Below are 15,953 nucleotides of genomic sequence, written 5' to 3'. Positions count from 1 at the left end.
AACCTTGCCGGGGCGAAAGCCCCGGTTCATTATGGGCAAAATTGTCCTGAAGTATTGTTATGATTGCTATTATTGCTGATGACCACCCCTTGTTCCGCGTTGCACTGTCGCAAGCTTGCGCGGCGATTTTAGGTAAAGATGCCTTGTTGTTGCAGGCACAAACCATGCAGCAAGTTTGGCCCTTACTCCGTCAACATCCTGATACTCACTTTATTTTCCTCGACTTAAAAATGCCGGGCTCGGACGGTTTTACGGGCCTTACCGCACTGCGTACAGAATATCCCGATGTGCCGGTGATCATGGTGTCGGCAGAAGAAGATCCGGTTATTATTAAGCAAGCGCTGGCGCTAGGTGCTGCCGCGTATATTCCAAAATCAGCACCGCTAGAATTATTGTCAGAGGCCATCGATGCCGTCGCCAGTGGCGATACTTGGCTGCCACCCGCATTGGCAGATGATGTTAAAAACGCCCGGGCTTTAATTGATCATGACTTTGCGCAGCGGCTAGAACAACTCACCCCACAGCAGTTTCGGGTGTTAAAAATGATTGCCGATGGTTTGTTAAATAAGCAAATTGCCTATGAAATGAATGTGCAGGAAACCACGATCAAGCAGCATGTGTCAGCGATTTTGCGCAAGCTTAACGTTAATAACCGCACCTTAGCCGGTATTTTATTTGAAAAGTTGAAACTGCCAGAACAGTATGATTAATACATTCGCGTATTGTTAGTGAGGCTCAGCCGCCAACTGATACTGTGCTTTGTATTGCTGGGTGATTTCTTGTAACTGACCGTTTTGTAATAAATAGATCTGTGCGGCATTCAATATGGTCTCTGGCCGATGCGCGATAATAATACGCGTCATATTAAGTTGCTTAATAGCCTGATTGACATAGTGTTCTAATTGTACGTCTAAATGGCTGGTCGCCTCATCCATAAACAAAATCTTCGGTTTACGATACAGTGCTCTGGCCAGCAAAACACGTTGTTTTTGGCCACCCGACAGGGAACTGCCCATATCTCCCACCAAACTGTTATAGCCCATCGGCATGGCACTGATATCGTGATGGATCCCAGCCAATTGGGCCGCCTCATGCACCTGCTGCATGTTGAGTTCTGGGTCAAAAAAGCTGATATTTTCTGCCAAACTACCGGATAACAGTTGATCGTCTTGCATCACCGCGGCGATTTGACTGCGGTAATGGCGCAAGCCTAACTGTGTTATTTCAATGCCATCGACCAAAACTTTACCGCTCTCGGCCGTTAATAACCCCAGCATCAATTTCATTAACGTGGTTTTGCCCGTGCCAGAAGGGCCAATAATAGCAATATTGGCACCCGCCTCAACGGTTAAGTTTAACTGGTTAAACAGCCAGGGTTCATTACTGGCATAGCGAAACTGCAGATCGGTAAGCGTTAGATTGCCGCTGATGGTTCGGTAAGGGTTAGTCAGGCCCTCTCGTTCTTGTTCGGTTAAGGCAATATCGGCTAAACGGTCGAGATGTAAACGCGTCATTTTTATTTCAATCAATTTATCAATCAGCGCTGCCGTGCGGTTGGTAAACTGACTTTTATACGCGATAAAAGCAAATAGCATCCCAACGGTCATGTCGCCGCTCATCACGGTTAAGGCGGCAAGATAGACCACAAGCACATTTTCAACGCCAAATAACAGGTGATTGGTGCTTTGCCAGCCAAGTTGCCATTTCCCTAAACGATAATTTTGATTAATCGCATCGGCATAGCGGTTTTGCCAGACATTCAGCCGCTGCGATTGTTGGCCAAACAATTTGATGCTTTGCATGCCGCGTACCGATTCCATAAAGTTTGTTTGTTCTTTGGCACTGGCCATAATGCTGGTTTCTGTAAGTTGATGCAGTGGACGATACAGTAGAAAGCGGATAGCGGCATAAAGCATAACAGCAATCACCACTACCAATGCCAGTTTGGGGCTGTATAAATACATCATAATTAGCACAGCTAAGGCCATAATGCCGTCGATAACACCTTCTACTAAGCTGTTGGTAAATAACTCTCGCACCGCATGTAATGAGCCAAAACGCGAAACCACATCGCCCATATGGCGTTTATCAAAATAGCTCAGCGGTAAGTGCAGTAGATGACGCATTAAATTGGTGGCCATTTGTACGCTTAACACCGAGCCTAAGTGCAGCACCACCCAGCCACGCAGCGTTTGGGTAACGACTTGAATTAACACCAACAAGCCAAAACCCAAAGCGAGCACAATGAGCAATGGCTTATCATGGCTAATCAATACTTCATCCACCACTAGCTGGGTGTAGTAAGGGGATGCCAGTAAAAATAGCTGTAACAATAATGACAAGATAAAAAGTCTAGATAATGAAGGCCATAAGCCAGCAGCTTTTTGCCAAAAGGCGGTTAGTTTGAGTTTTACCCGTTCATCAACCTGGCTAAATTCTGTGGTGGGCGTGAGCTCCAGCGCAATACCGGTGAAGGCTTTATCAACTTCTTTCAATGACAATCGCCGTTCCCCCATAGCCGGATCGAAAATACTAATACCGTTTCGATGCACTTTACGCAGCACCACAAAGTGGTTCATTTCCCAATGCAAAATGCAGGGCGTTTTTAACTTAGCGAGGTCTTCTAGTTCCAATTTAAGTGCGCGACCTGCCAGCCCCAACTGATTAGCCAGCACCATCAGTTGCTGTAAATTCGCGCCTTTAAATGACACACTATAGCGGTTACGCAGCGTGGTGAGATCCAGCTGATGGCCATGGTGATTAGCAATCATCGCCATACAGGCGAGCCCGCATTCAGCGGCTTCGGATTGGTAGATCATTGTTTAGGCTGAGATTTAGCGGGAAGGGACAGCTTTATGATAAGAAAAATCAAGCAACAGTAGGCAATACCAATTGGCATGACCATGAGTATAGCGTAATCGATTCTTCTAATGCTCTCACCGGTTTGCCAGCGATCAAATATATTAAATATGCCGAATAAGAGGAAAAAAACAACTAAAGCGATCATAGGTAAGAAAGGCTTCATATTTTTACTCCCGAACTTTAAACAGGGCTAAATTCAGCGTATAGCTATTTTAGCTAGCAGTAGTTGTTGTGTAAGTAAGTTAGTAATCATAAGTATTATGAATACTAGATCATGAGCTTTTATAATTTTGACTATGATGGTTAGAAAAAATAAGTATTTTATTAAGGTTATTTATAAAAATCGTCTTTTGCTTTTTGAATTATGTCATCGATAACACCAATTTTTTTGTCTTCATAAATCGTAATTACAACTAGTGTTATTATGAATGCAACCCCGCCAAAACCTAAGACTATTTTGTTATTTGCATCGATGATATTGTGAGCAAATAACATACAAGCCATAGTCATAACAACCAGCACTATCAACTTTAATGTTGAATATAAAAGAACATTAGGGGCAGACATATACTTCTTTAATTTTTTCAACTTAAAGAAGTAAAAAACAATAATGCCAAAGAATATAATCAAATAATTTGGTTCATCCATATTTCACCTCAACGGGGCATCAGTGAAACAGACTTCGCTGATGCCCTAATCAATAATTAACTATGGTTCCTCTTCAGAAAGCTTATCTTTAACCCAACTCCAAGCTTTCTTAATACCTTTTCCTACTTCTCGACCAAATTCATAACCACCGTATGCTGTAACAACAACGATTACAGCAGGATGGCCTCCAGAAACTGAAGTAAGTTCATTTTCATGAAGTTCTATCATTTTGGTTGAGGCACTACTCTTCGATAAATTATTCATAATCAATCGCTCGCTAATTCAACAGCTACACCAATACCCACTGCGGTTGTAACATAATGCCGAGTTGCATAACTCACAGCTGCTTTACCAGCTATGTAGCTACCCTTAGCAATCCAGTATAATGCGACAAAACCACCACTCACTTCTTCAACTTGCTCAAATGTAAGTTCTTGCATAATATCTCTCCTAGAGACGATTACAGTTAAGGTTAAAGACGCCCTTTCAGGCTGAAAATCGGCTCTAGCAACCAGCTTAATAAGCTGCGTTGCTCAAGCACGATATCTGCGCTTAGCAGCATGCCCGATTGCAGCGGGACGCTGCTGCCGTAAGCGCGGATCTCTTGCGAGTCCAGTGCTACCGCAACGCGGTAGACGGGCTCTTGAATAGCAATCGGCATTTCCACTTCATTAGGTAACAAAATCGCCTCACCGGTTGTTAACACTTCGCCCTCATATAAACCAAAACGCTGATAAGGAAAGGCGTCAAAGCGTAAGCGAGTGCGCTGGCCTGGGCTAACAAACCCAAAAGCTCGGGTGGGCACCAGCAAAATAGCTTGGAGCTGTGCTTGCTCCGGTAAGATAGTTAAAAGTGGTAAATGACTGTGGGTATATTTACCTAGCTCGGCGACTAAATTGGTGACTCGGCCGCTGACTGGGGCAGTGATCAGCAATTGATTACGCGCTTGTAGCTCTAATTGTTGCTGCTGCAGTCGCGAAAATTCTGCCTCTAATAAAGCGAGTTGCTGCTGTTGCTCCGTAGGCAAACGCTGCAACTGACCCTCAAGTTGTGACAGTGCGGCGAGCTGACTTTGCCGCGTTAACTGCTGTTCAGTGACTTGTTGTTTTAATAACAGCAAGTTTTCTTGTTGTACTTGCCAATCCAGCTCGCTAATGGCGCCTTTTGCTTGCAAGCTACTCAGCTTATCTAAGCGTTGTTGTTGCAGTTGCAGCCGATTGGCAACCAGGGCGGTTTGGTGTTGCTGCTCGGTTAATAATGCTTGCTGATAACCCAAGCGGCTTTGCAATTCTTGTTGCTGCTGTTGATAGTGCAGTACTAGCTGTTCGCGCCGAGCGGTGAGTAATTGTTGCTGTTGTTGTAAGCTCAAGCTTAAGCTACCGACTAAGCTACTGCCTTCGGCTAAATAGTCCGGTACATTAACTAACAGTAGCGGTTGACCTTGGCTGACCATAGCGCCATCTGCAACATAAAGCTCACTGATCACTCCTGCACGTGCGGCATGCACCTTGGCGATACCCATATCTGGCTGCAAATAGCCATTGACGGTGGCTTTACGATTAAAGTCAGCCTGAGCTAAAAAAGTGACAATACCGCTAACCAGCAGTAATAAACTGACTGTCAGCACAGTACTACTCAGCGGTTGGGCGATCACCACCTCTCCCTCTAAGCGTTGCGCTTGCTGTTTCAGTGCGGCTTGTCTAAATAAAGGCTGCTGGCTCATTTGTCATTTTAATGTTAATTAAAAGTGATTTTTAAGATAGGTTATGGCTTGAAAGTCGTAAAGCAAATCAACAGAATAATTTTTTATAAAAAACGAAGTTTTTAATTCTGATTAATTATAAAAAGTCGATTGGCTGGTTTGTTAGGGAGGTGACGTTTAATGAGTAGCAAAAATTTTATAGCGGCAAAGACTGAAATAGAAATAACCGCGCTAAGTTTACAAAAAAGTTACGTCGGGAATGTAAGAATACACTTGCTATGTCTTATGTGCACATAACGTTTGGATTCAGCTTTGACGTTTAATTAATTAAGTTTTGACTGTATTAGTGTCAGCATTCTTTACACTTGCACAGCAGTATCATCACGCTCATTTTAAATTAATCAATTAAAACAAGCCTAACTAAAGTTGGCTTAAGCTATGCAATAACTAATTTTGTTGTACCTTGCATATTAAGCCGTGATGCGGGTTTCTACCTAATTTATAAAGGAGAAGCTAGCAATGGAAATTATCCCTTCTAACACATTTTTAAAATCGTCGATATTTGTAACCTTACTACTGTGTTCATCAACAAGCTTGGCTGATACCGCGTTGTCGTTGTCGGGGCCATCGCAGGCTATTGCTGGTGATACTGTAGTTCTGAATGGAACTCTGTTTAGCCCAGGAGCCAGTTATACCTTAGAAACTGTCGTTAACAACAAGCGAAGCAATGAAGTTGTTACCGCTGGTAACGATGGCAGCCTGCAGTATCAGCTTATTACAAGCTATGTTGGTGCGCACCATCTTAGCGTGCTTGATAGTCAGAATAATGTGGTTGCAACTTTAGTGGTCAATGTCCATAAAGCGGGAGAGTGACAGATGACTATTTCACTTATTAACTGCGCCATGGCATTTTTGCTATTGAGTAGTCAGTTGTCGCTTGCTTCCAGTGAGCCACCGTTGGCGTTTGTTTCAATACGAGATGGCAATGCGCACATTTATGTTCGTGAAGGCCAGCATGAGCATGCACTGACGCAAGGCGATTCAATTAATACTCAACCTGCATGGTCAAATGATGGTAAGACGTTAGCGTTTAGCTCGGTACGCAACGGTTTATCCTCGATTTATTTGATTGATGCTGATGGTAATAACTTGCGGCGTTTAAATCAGAACTCGTTATGGCAAACTGCGCCATCATGGTCGGCTGATAGCAAAAATGTTGCTTATTTGGCACGTGACAACAGCAAAGCCGGGATGCAGTTGCATATTTGGTATCTGCCAAAACGGCAGATGTCGGTTGTAGCTGATAATGATCAGGAAAAAGGACCTGATGCACCAGTATGGAGTGATGATGGACAGCAGCTGGTTTTTTTGGGAAGCAATACTGAGGGGAAAACTGACGTATGGATAGTAAATAAAGATGGAAGTAACCTCAGAAATATTAGTCAGAACGCATCAAACCGTAATAAAGCCCATCCCTCTATATCAAAGGATAGTCGCTATATTGCTTATGTTGCCGATATGCGCGGGCATTTGGCAATCATGCGATTTGATTTACAAACGGGAGAAACGCTTAATTTAACTGCGGATAAACCCGCTGCTTATGAAACTCCTCGCTGGTCACCGGATAGTCAGCAGCTAGTTTTTGCTAGTAGCAGGGATGATCCCGGCTTAACAAGGATGGATATTTTTGTTATGAATGCAGACGGCTCTGCTGTAAAAAACTTGAGCCAGCACCCTCACGAAGACTTTAATCCACACTGGACCGCAGATGGGCAGCAAGTTGTTTATAGCAGCTTACGGACGGGCACGACGCAAATATTTTTTTATGATTTGACGATGCAACATTCAGTTCGAATTAGCAGAAACCAATCACATGATATGGACCAGGTGCCTCAGCCTGTAGCAGTAATTCAATTGCAAACTGCGGTGTCGGTTACAAAGGGAGGTCTTTAAGATGAAAACTCAACGTAATCGTGGTAATCAATTATTAAATCCAAGCCTATTGCTCGTTATTGCTTGCAGTTTTAGTTCAGCAGTTTTGGCTGCGCCAAAAATCTATACCTTGGATGCAGATTTTGCATCGGGGACTTTAGATGGCGTTAACTTTGATGCACCTAATGGTGACCAGTTGCAGCTAAATACGGTAGGAACAACTTTTCCAGTTGCTTGGATTGCTAACGCGGGTGAAGACACCGTCTCGAAATTTGATACGGTGTTAAACGTTGAAGTGGCGCGTTACCGTACTTGGTTTGGACCGGCAGGGCAGGCTGGACATTTTGGACATTTAGGATCGGCTTACTCTGGTGCTGCACCCTCACGCACATCAGTTGATATTAACGGAAATGCCTATGTTTTAAATCGCCATTTTAGTCAAGGAACGATGAGTGCTGGTGTCGTCCTGAAAATTTTGGCAGAAGGTTTTATTGACCGCAATGGTAATGGCAGGATGGAAACGTCAGTAGATACCAATAATGACGGGATTATTGATGATTCCGAAATGCTACCTATGGCGGATTTGAACGGCAATGGCATTATTGATGAAAATGAAATTCAGGATGAGCGTATTGCTTGGGCAAAACGTGTACCGGATGGTAACGCTGCACCACTGCGACCCACGGGTACATTAGGTCGTGCAATGTGTATCGGGACTGACGGTAATTTGTGGGTAGGTTTATATAATGATCGCGCTTATTACAAAGTCAGTGCTGCCGATGGTTCCACCATTTTTGGGCCCGTGTCAACAACGCCAACTGATGGGCAGCCCAATGCAGGTTCATGGACACCTTATGGTTGTTTAATCGATGCCAGTGGTACCTTATGGAGCGCATCCTTAGGTAGCACCTTAGGTAAAATCACCAATACGCAAAGCAACGCTGGGCCTTATACGGTGTCCTCTTTCGGTGGGATGAGTAATTACGGTATAGCGCTGGGTAATGGCAAGGTGTACTTGGGAAGTGGAAATCGGCAATTCGATCCAACAACCAATACGCATAGCGCTATTCCAAATATGGCAGTAAGTACCTTAGGTATTGTGGTGGATGGTGGCGGGAATATTATCGCTGGTTCAACTTCGATTAGAAAAGTGGCAGCAGATGGCACATTGCAGTGGCAAGCACCTCTGCAGGCGGGAGGTAGCTTTTCGGTCGGTATTCAAGTGGATGCCAATAATGATGTGCTGCAAATTGGGTTTACCAGTGCCGGCAGAGTACAAAAATACAGTGGTACAACTGGCGCACCGCTTGGCGTTTTTGCGGTGGGTAATATGCCTTACACCTACAGCGATGCAACGGGGTTAGTAGCGCGAAATGTTACATCACCAACAGGTACATGGACTGTCGTATATGACGGCGGGAGTGCAGGTATGGCCTGGGGCAGTATTAACTGGAATGAGTTTTTACCCGAAGAGACTTCCGTGCAAGTTGCCTATCGCAGTGCTGACAGTGTTGCAGGTTTAACGGCTCTGCCTTATCAAGTCGCCACAAAAGGTGCCGCGTTATCTAACAGCGGGCGTTTTATGCAAGTGCAAGCTCGCCTGAATGGCAATGAGCAACGAGGCTCGCCCATATTGTTCGATCTAACGATAAGCCCATTAGTCAGCGCATGTGATGTCAATGGCAATCAAGCTACTGACTCTGTTGACGTTGGTTTAGTGCGTGCGGCTATTGGCCAATTTGTGTTAGCTGGCGATGTTAGAGATCAGAACAATGATGGTGTTATCACGGTAAATGATACTCGTTTGTGCGCCTTGAAATGCAGTTTGCCTCGCTGTGCAATAGCGCCTTAACGTAATTGACAACATAAAAAAGGAACATGATTATGAAAAGATTTTTAGCGAGCTTGTTGTTATTACTTGCGCTTACGACTATGCCAGCAAAAGCCGCACTGATCTACATTACACCGGTGCAGCAGCATGTCGCAGTGGGGGACACCTTATCCATCGACGTTTGGGCGAACTTGTTTGCTCCCAATATTGTTTCTGGCTGGGATATCAATTTACTGTTTGATAGCAATATTTTACGAGCCGATGAGCTAATATTTGAATTGGCTAACTTTACATTTGATCCGAGTGAAGCGTTTTATGATTTTAACTTTGAACCCTTCAGTATTAAAAGTCTTATGGTGTCATTTTTAACCGATGATGAGTTAGCCGCTTTTCAAGTGGGGCCATTAAAGCTTTTTTCGGTTAACTTTACTGCGTTAACCGATGGAGTAACTCTGCTCAGTTTTGATGTGGCAGATCCATTATTGGGTTTTAATGTGGTTGGGCGAGTTGGTGAAAGTTTACAACTTACCGCTGGTGAGGCTTGTGTAAGCGTAGGTCAGGGAGCGTGTCGGGTTGCGGTACCTGAGCCTACAACACTGTGGCTGTTTGCTTCAATGCTAGTATTGCTAGTGACTCGGCGAAGTGCCCTTACTTAAAAGTGACGTACGTTAACGCCATAACCGGCCAAACAGTTTTTTTAGTGCGGCCGGTTTTAATGGTTTTAGTAAAAAATAGTAATCCGCTGATAATGCTGTTTCACGAATTTGCTCATTGTGATCGGCAGAGTGAATAATCACCGGTGCTGTTATGGCAAAGCGCGCAGCCAACTCTTTTGCTACATCAATGCCAATAGCACCGTTATCCAAGTGATAATCAAATAGTAAGGCATCGGGTAAAAAACCTTGCTGTAATGCCTGTACTGCTTCAGTTGGCTGGCCCACCGCCATCACATTAATTTGCCAACTGCGTAATAATTCAGCCACTGCGGTGCGTAACTGTGGTTCGTTATCTAACAATAAAACCGTTTTGCCGGCAAAGCTGGCGCTAATATCGCTAATTTTTGCAGTGCTCTCAAGCGGTGCCGGTACCAGGTGGGCGCGTGGTAATAACAGGCTAAAACAACTGCCGCGTCCTTCCACCGATTGCACCGTTAAGGTGTGATTTAAAATAGCGCTGATCCGGTGAGAAATCGCTAAGCCTAACCCTAAGCCTTTTTGATCGGGTTGGCTACCTTGTTGAAACTCTTCAAAAATACGCTGCTGATCAGCCAGCGCAATACCAACACCGGTATCCAATACACAAATTTGTAGTTGCTCGCCGCGGCGTTTCACACCTAAAACAATTTTTCCTGCTGGGGTATAACGGATGGCGTTCGCCAGTAAATTCTGTAGGACACGTTTTAACAGTTTGCGATCAGTGTTCACTACTAATTTTGTGCTATGCAGCTTAAATTGTAAGCCCTTTTTCTCGGCTAAAATGGTGGCATCACGGGCAATGTCTTCTAACAATATTTGCACACTCACCGGTTGATGACGGGCTTTAATCACCCCTGAATCGAGTTTGGTTAAGTCGAGGATAGCCGTCAGTAATTCTTCGGCGGAATTGAGGGAATGGCTGAGGTTTTCACTTAATTGTTTTAATTCGGGTTCCGTCACTTTTTGGCGCAATAAGCTGGCAAACAAGGCTGCCGCATTAAAAGGCTGCATTAAATCGTGCCCAGCGGCAGCAAAAAAACGGGTTTTGGCTTGGGTGCTTATTTCAAGCTGTTGCTGAGTGTGTTGTAGCTGGGCGTTTAACTGTTGCAAGGCACTGGTGCGCTCGACTACACGTTGTTCTAGTAGCTGATTACTCTGTTCTAATTGTTGCTGCACGGCAATAAAAGAACTGATGTCGGTATAGGTGGTCACAAAACCGCCGCCCGGTAAGGGGTTACCTTGTATTTCTAATACACGGCCATCTTGCTGTTCGCGCTGCACCCGATATTGGCTACCTTGGCGTAAAAAGCCAATACGTTTAGCCACTTCGCTTTCAATATCGGCGCTATCAATTAAACCGCGTTGCATATTAAAGCGGATTAACTCAGCAACGGGGCGACCTACTTCGACCATCGCCGGTGGGTAATCAAACATCTCAATATAGCGCTGATTCCAAGCAATAACACGTTGATCGGCATCGACTACGGCGATACCTTGGCTGATGTTATCAATAGTGGAGAGCAATAAATTCTGATTAAAGCGAAAAACTTGGCTGGCTTCGTCGACAAAGCGTTCCACGGTTTCCATCGGCAAACGGCCATGTCGACCACTGGCATCCATAATTAAACGCATCGAGGCGCCGCCTAATACGGCCGCCAGGCTGCGCTCAGTGGCTTGAATCACATTAATCGGCGCTAAGCGCTGCAATTCGCTTTGGTTGTCTTTGGTGTTGCGTTGTAACAGGCGCTGGGCTTCGCGTTCCCCTGCGAAACGGCGAACTAATAAGTAACACTCTTGAATGGTCAGTTGTTGTAATGGTCTAGCTGGGGCTTCACGGCTACTGCGCAAAAAGCGGCCGCTTTGTAGCCATTCACTAATACCGGTATTGGTTAATTGGCTCACCAGGAGGGTCATTAAACAGTTAACGCTTAAACTGAGTAATACCCCCAGGGTAATACTATCACCTTGCCAGCCAAATAAATGTTGTGGGGCTAACCAACTTACGCCAAAAGGCCCAGTTAAAGGTATTTGACTGCTGATAATGCCGGCCCGCACGAGTTCAGGGAACAGCAATACATAAGCCCAAATTAAGGCGCCACTGCCCAAACCTGTTATAGCACCTCGCCGATTTATTTGACGTGAGAACAGCCCCATAATTAGCGAAGGTGCTAACTGTGCTACTAAAGCAAATGCCATTAAGCCGAGCTGCGCTAAACCGGTGCCAGTGCCAATAAAACGGTAATAAATAAAACCGAGCGTGAGTACCACGATCATGGCTAAACGTCTTACAGTCGCCACTTTAATCAGTTTTTGTTGATCATTGGCTAGGTTGTTTCGACGAAACAATAACGGCACTAACAATTCGTTGGTGATCAAAATCCCTAGTACAACGGTGGCGATCACAACCATACTGGTGGCCGCCGAGAAACCGCCAATATATGCCAGCAAGGCAATATCGGTGCGATTAGCCGCGAGCGGCAGTTGTAGAATCACTAAGTCGAGATTGGCGTTTTCACCCAGTAACATAATACCGGCTAAACCTAAGGGTAGGCTAAAGGCGCCCATCAATAATAAGTACAGCGGAAAAACCCAGCGCGCGTTGCGCAAATGGCTCAACTTTTGGTTTTCGACAAAGCTGACATGGAATAACCAAGGCAAACAAAGGGTAGCCGCAAAACCCAGTAATACATGGATCCAATAGGTGTAAGTAGGCAAGCGCTGACGTTGAATTTGCTGTACAGCGTTACTGTCGGCGGCTAATTCAAAGATGTTACCTACGCCGTCAAAGATGCCCCATGCTACAAATATCGCAATGGCTAACAACGCAAACAGTTTAACTAGCGATTCAAAGGCAATGGCGGTCATTAAACCGGGGTTGGGCTGGTGGGCGCGAGCGCTTTTACCGGCAAACAGCAGCGCAAACACTGCCATCCATAAACACACATAAAGCCCGGTATCGGTATACCAATGCTCTCCGGTTTCCACTTTCACTAGGGTGTTAATACTGGTCGCAACGGCGTGCAGTTGCAGCGTGATATAGGGGATCACCGTCATCAATAAAATTAACGTGATCATCACCGCTAACAGCCGCGAATGGCCAAAGCGGGTGGCAATAAAGTCAGCAATAGAGGTGATACGATAGCGTCGGCAGGCAACAGCGACGCGGGCGAGCAATTTAAAGCCAAACCAAAACAGGATAAAAGAGCCAATATAGGTGGGGGGCAGCCACCAGCCATTCACCACGGCTTGAGCGGTAACGCCATAAAAAGCCCAGGATGTGCAATATATGGATAAGGCTAAACTAAACACCCAGGGCGCAAGCGGATGCTGTGCGGTAATACGCCGGCCGAACAGGCCAACGCAATATAGCACCAACAAATACAGCAGTGATATGGCGGCAAGGGTGGCTAAACCGATTCCGCTACCATTTTGAATCATTGCAGAGGCAGAGCTCGTCAATACATAATATCCTGATTGTGCCTGAGTTTTACGGGTTCAGCTAGCGTGCAGTCCAGCCACCATCCAATACCAAGGTTTGCGCCGTAATGTGTTTGGCGGCCGGTTGGCACAAAAATAAGGCGGTTTCAGCAATTTCACTGACGTCAATAAAAGCTTTTTGTGGCATCGGCGCTAGCATAATTTGTTCAATGACCTGCTGCTCGGTTAAGTTATGCTCTTTAGCTTGGGCACTAATTTGTTTTTCTACCAATGGCGTTTTGACATAAGCCGGGCAAATGGTGTTGATGGTAAAGTTCTTATCTGCGTTTTCCAGTGCGATCACTTTACTAAAGCCCAGTAAACCATGCTTGGCTGCTACATAGGCCGATTTAAACGGCGATGCCACTAACGCGTGGATAGAGCCAATGTTGATCACTCGGCCAAAGTTTTGTTGCTGCATATGCGGCAACATGGCCCGCGTTAACATGGCGGGGCCGGTTAGCATCACATCTAATAATAATGCCCATTTCTCTGGTGGAAAGTCTTCTAAGCGAGCAACATGCTGAATACCTGCATTATTAATTAAAATATCTGCTGGAAATTGTGCGGCACAAGCGGCAATTTGCTCGTCATTGGTTACATCTAATACAAAGGCGTCGGCGATATATCCGGCAGCGGTGAGCTCTGCCGTTTTGCTCTTCAGTAATTCAGCATTTAAATCGGCCAACACCACAGCATGACCTGCTTTAGCAAAGGCTTCGGCAACGGCAAAACCAATGCCGCCGGTGGCTCCAGTAACGACTACACGCATAATAACTCTCCTATAAATAATACTTAGCATGCTAAGAAAGCTGGCCTCTTACTACAACGGTACTTTAGTGCTATGTGTGCCATGTGTCTGGCTAACCAATACAGTTTAGGATATTGAAATCCTATTTATTGGGCTTAACCCCAGCGTCAATCTGCAGCGAAATGGCCACAATAAAGGTTCGCCAGTGAGCGGCTTTAAGCGATGACAGTGAGGCAGTAAAAGGTTTGCAGCTTTGCGCTACTGATTTCCTGTGATAGATTTAGCGCTTTTACAATTCACCAGAACGGTACTTGAGCCGCCAGCAAGGCAAACCAGCCTTGGCGCTTAATAAAATAAAAAACCGTCTGGTTTGCAATAGCAATGCCTTATTGCACCACCTTTGACCAAGAGGATCCGATTGATGACGAATTCCAGCAAAACGCCAAACGGCGTTGCGGAAAAACGTGGCTGGTTTACCCGATTTCTCGATACTGTAGAATTTTTAGGTAATCTGCTCCCACACCCTGTAACTTTATTTGCTTGTTTTGCTATTGCCGTGGTTTTTGGCAGTGGTATCGCTGCTTACTTTGATTTTAGCGCGATTGATCCAAGACCAGAGGGTACCTCTGGCCGCGCAGCCGACGGCACCATTCAGGTGGTAAGCCTGATGACGGTTGATGGCTTACAGCGGATTATTTCAAATTTAGTGACTAACTTTACCAGTTTCGCGCCTTTAGGCGTGGTGTTAGTGGCCTTGCTGGGTGTCAGTGTGGCGGAGCACTCCGGCTTAATTTCTGCGGCGATGCGGGGATTGGTGATGAATGCATCAAAACGCATGGTCACGGTCACGGTTGTGTTTGCCGGTATCATTTCTAATACCGCCTCAGAGCTGGGTTATGTGGTGCTCATTCCAATGGCTGCCTTAATTTTTTACTCGTTAGGCCGTCATCCGTTAGCCGGTTTAGCCGCGGCTTTTGCTGGTGTTTCTGGCGGTTACAGTGCCAATTTATTTATTGGTACGGTCGATCCCTTACTGGCAGGCTTTACCACTTCAGCGGCGAATTTAATTGATCCAAACTATGTCGTTGGCCCCGAAGCTAACTGGTACTTTATGATTGTCAGTACCTTTGTTATTGCTACGCTCGGTGCTTTAGTCACAGAAAAAATCGTTGAGCCGAAACTGGGCAAATATAACCCGAATGAAGCCTCGGTCGATTTGGGTGAGCAAAAACTCGATGCACTGACGCCTCAAGAAAAACGCGGTTTAAAAGCGGCGGGTTTAACGTTTTTATTCTTAGGCATTTTGCTGGCGCTCAGTATCGTGCCAGAGAATGGTGTGTTAAGGCATCCCGAAACCGGCTTGGTAGATAACTCACCGTTTCTTAAAGGCATCGTTGTTTTTATCTTTATTACTTTTGGTATTCCGGGTTACGTTTATGGTCGCATTGTTGGCACCATGAAAAGCGATCGTGATGTGATTGATGCCATGGCTAAAAGCATGAGCTCGATGGGGCTTTATATCGTGCTGGTGTTTTTTGCGGCGCAGTTTGTCGCGTTTTTTGGCTGGTCAAATTTAGGGGCGATATTTGCGGTAAAAGGCGCCACCTTGTTACAAAACATTGGTTTAACCGGGCCAGAACTCTTTGTGTTTTTTATTGCAATGTGTGCTTTTGTCAATTTGTCTTTGGGCTCGGCTTCTGCACAGTGGGCGATTTTCGCACCCATTTTTGTGCCGATGTTAATGATTGTCGGTTACTCACCAGAGGTGATTCAAGCGGCGTACCGTATTGGTGATTCGGTCACTAACCTCATTACGCCAATGATGAGCTATTTTGGGCTTATTTTGGCGGTGGCCTCCCGTTATAAAAAGAACATGGGGATCGGTACGCTGATTGCCACCATGCTGCCTTATACCATGGTGTTTTTCGTGGGCTGGGTCATCTTATTCTATAGCTGGGTGTTCTTATTGGGCATGCCCGTGGGGCCAAATGCCCCGACCTATTACGAATTCACACAGTAATTGGTAATCAGGCTTACTGCTGCTTGAAAGCTGTG

At 45.4% G+C, this 15,953-nt stretch carries 13 protein-coding genes; 6 read left to right on the top strand and 7 right to left on the bottom strand.

Going from position 1 to position 15,953, the window contains the following annotated elements; all coding sequences use genetic code 11:
* The first annotated feature begins 59 nt into the window (after nucleotides 1-59).
* Entirely contained in the window at nucleotides 60-710 is a 651-nt protein-coding gene (locus L1N97_RS03540) for a response regulator (RefSeq protein ID WP_229584875.1), read from the top strand.
* Nucleotides 711-725: 15 nt separating this feature from the next.
* Here the strand turns inward: L1N97_RS03540 and L1N97_RS03535 are convergent, their stop codons facing one another.
* From L1N97_RS03535 to L1N97_RS03515, 5 genes are all read right to left on the bottom strand, one after another.
* A complete protein-coding gene (locus L1N97_RS03535) occupies nucleotides 726-2,819 on the bottom strand; it encodes a peptidase domain-containing ABC transporter (protein ID WP_236128839.1) in 2,094 nt (697 codons plus the stop codon).
* 373 nt (nucleotides 2,820-3,192) lie between these two features.
* Entirely contained in the window at nucleotides 3,193-3,510 is a 318-nt protein-coding gene (locus L1N97_RS03530; protein ID WP_236128838.1) for a hypothetical protein, read from the bottom strand.
* 60 nt (nucleotides 3,511-3,570) lie between these two features.
* Nucleotides 3,571-3,774 carry a hypothetical protein gene (locus tag L1N97_RS03525; RefSeq protein ID WP_236128837.1) on the bottom strand — a complete coding sequence of 68 codons (204 nt, stop codon included), beginning with the start codon at nucleotides 3,772-3,774 and terminating at the stop codon, nucleotides 3,571-3,573.
* Nucleotides 3,775-3,776: 2 nt separating this feature from the next.
* Nucleotides 3,777-3,950, bottom strand: a complete 174-nt coding sequence (locus L1N97_RS03520) for a hypothetical protein (RefSeq protein WP_236128836.1) — start codon at nucleotides 3,948-3,950, stop codon at nucleotides 3,777-3,779.
* A 32-nt stretch (nucleotides 3,951-3,982) separates the two neighbouring features.
* The gene (locus L1N97_RS03515) at nucleotides 3,983-5,233 is read right to left on the bottom strand and encodes an HlyD family secretion protein (RefSeq protein ID WP_236128835.1); all 1,251 of its coding nucleotides are present in this window, start codon (nucleotides 5,231-5,233) and stop codon (nucleotides 3,983-3,985) included.
* A 498-nt stretch (nucleotides 5,234-5,731) separates the two neighbouring features.
* Here L1N97_RS03515 and L1N97_RS03510 point away from each other — a divergent pair, with 498 nt between their 5' ends.
* From L1N97_RS03510 to L1N97_RS03495, 4 genes are read left to right on the top strand one after another with little or no spacing between them, the layout of a single operon-like run.
* Nucleotides 5,732-6,085: a hypothetical protein gene (locus tag L1N97_RS03510; RefSeq protein ID WP_229584881.1), complete on the top strand. Its 354-nt coding sequence runs from the start codon at nucleotides 5,732-5,734 to the stop codon at nucleotides 6,083-6,085.
* Between the two features lie 3 nt (nucleotides 6,086-6,088).
* Nucleotides 6,089-7,165, top strand: a complete 1,077-nt coding sequence (locus L1N97_RS03505; RefSeq protein WP_229584882.1) for a TolB family protein — start codon at nucleotides 6,089-6,091, stop codon at nucleotides 7,163-7,165.
* A gap of 1 nt (nucleotide 7,166) precedes the next feature.
* A complete protein-coding gene (locus tag L1N97_RS03500; protein ID WP_236128834.1) occupies nucleotides 7,167-8,996 on the top strand; it encodes a hypothetical protein in 1,830 nt (609 codons plus the stop codon).
* Between the two features lie 32 nt (nucleotides 8,997-9,028).
* On the top strand, nucleotides 9,029-9,631 hold the full coding sequence (locus tag L1N97_RS03495) for a PEP-CTERM sorting domain-containing protein (protein WP_236128833.1): 603 nt from the start codon (nucleotides 9,029-9,031) through the stop codon (nucleotides 9,629-9,631).
* Nucleotides 9,632-9,643: 12 nt separating this feature from the next.
* On the opposite strand, the gene L1N97_RS03490 is transcribed toward L1N97_RS03495, so the two are convergent.
* Both L1N97_RS03490 and L1N97_RS03485 read right to left on the bottom strand, forming a co-directional pair.
* Entirely contained in the window at nucleotides 9,644-13,129 is a 3,486-nt protein-coding gene (locus L1N97_RS03490) for a hybrid sensor histidine kinase/response regulator (RefSeq protein WP_236128832.1), read from the bottom strand.
* A 40-nt stretch (nucleotides 13,130-13,169) separates the two neighbouring features.
* Entirely contained in the window at nucleotides 13,170-13,919 is a 750-nt protein-coding gene (locus L1N97_RS03485; RefSeq protein ID WP_236128831.1) for a 3-hydroxybutyrate dehydrogenase, read from the bottom strand.
* A gap of 400 nt (nucleotides 13,920-14,319) precedes the next feature.
* Between L1N97_RS03485 and L1N97_RS03480 the strand changes: the two genes are divergently transcribed.
* Nucleotides 14,320-15,918, top strand: a complete 1,599-nt coding sequence (locus tag L1N97_RS03480; RefSeq protein ID WP_229584887.1) for an AbgT family transporter — start codon at nucleotides 14,320-14,322, stop codon at nucleotides 15,916-15,918.
* Nucleotides 15,919-15,953 lie beyond the last annotated feature (35 nt).

Origin of the sequence: Rheinheimera sp. UJ63, from assembly GCF_021568285.1 — a bacterium.
Taxonomy (GTDB): domain Bacteria; phylum Pseudomonadota; class Gammaproteobacteria; order Enterobacterales; family Alteromonadaceae; genus Alishewanella; species Alishewanella maricola.
The sequence above is the reverse complement of the archived record's forward strand: the minus strand, read 5'-3'. Positions and strand labels throughout refer to the sequence as shown.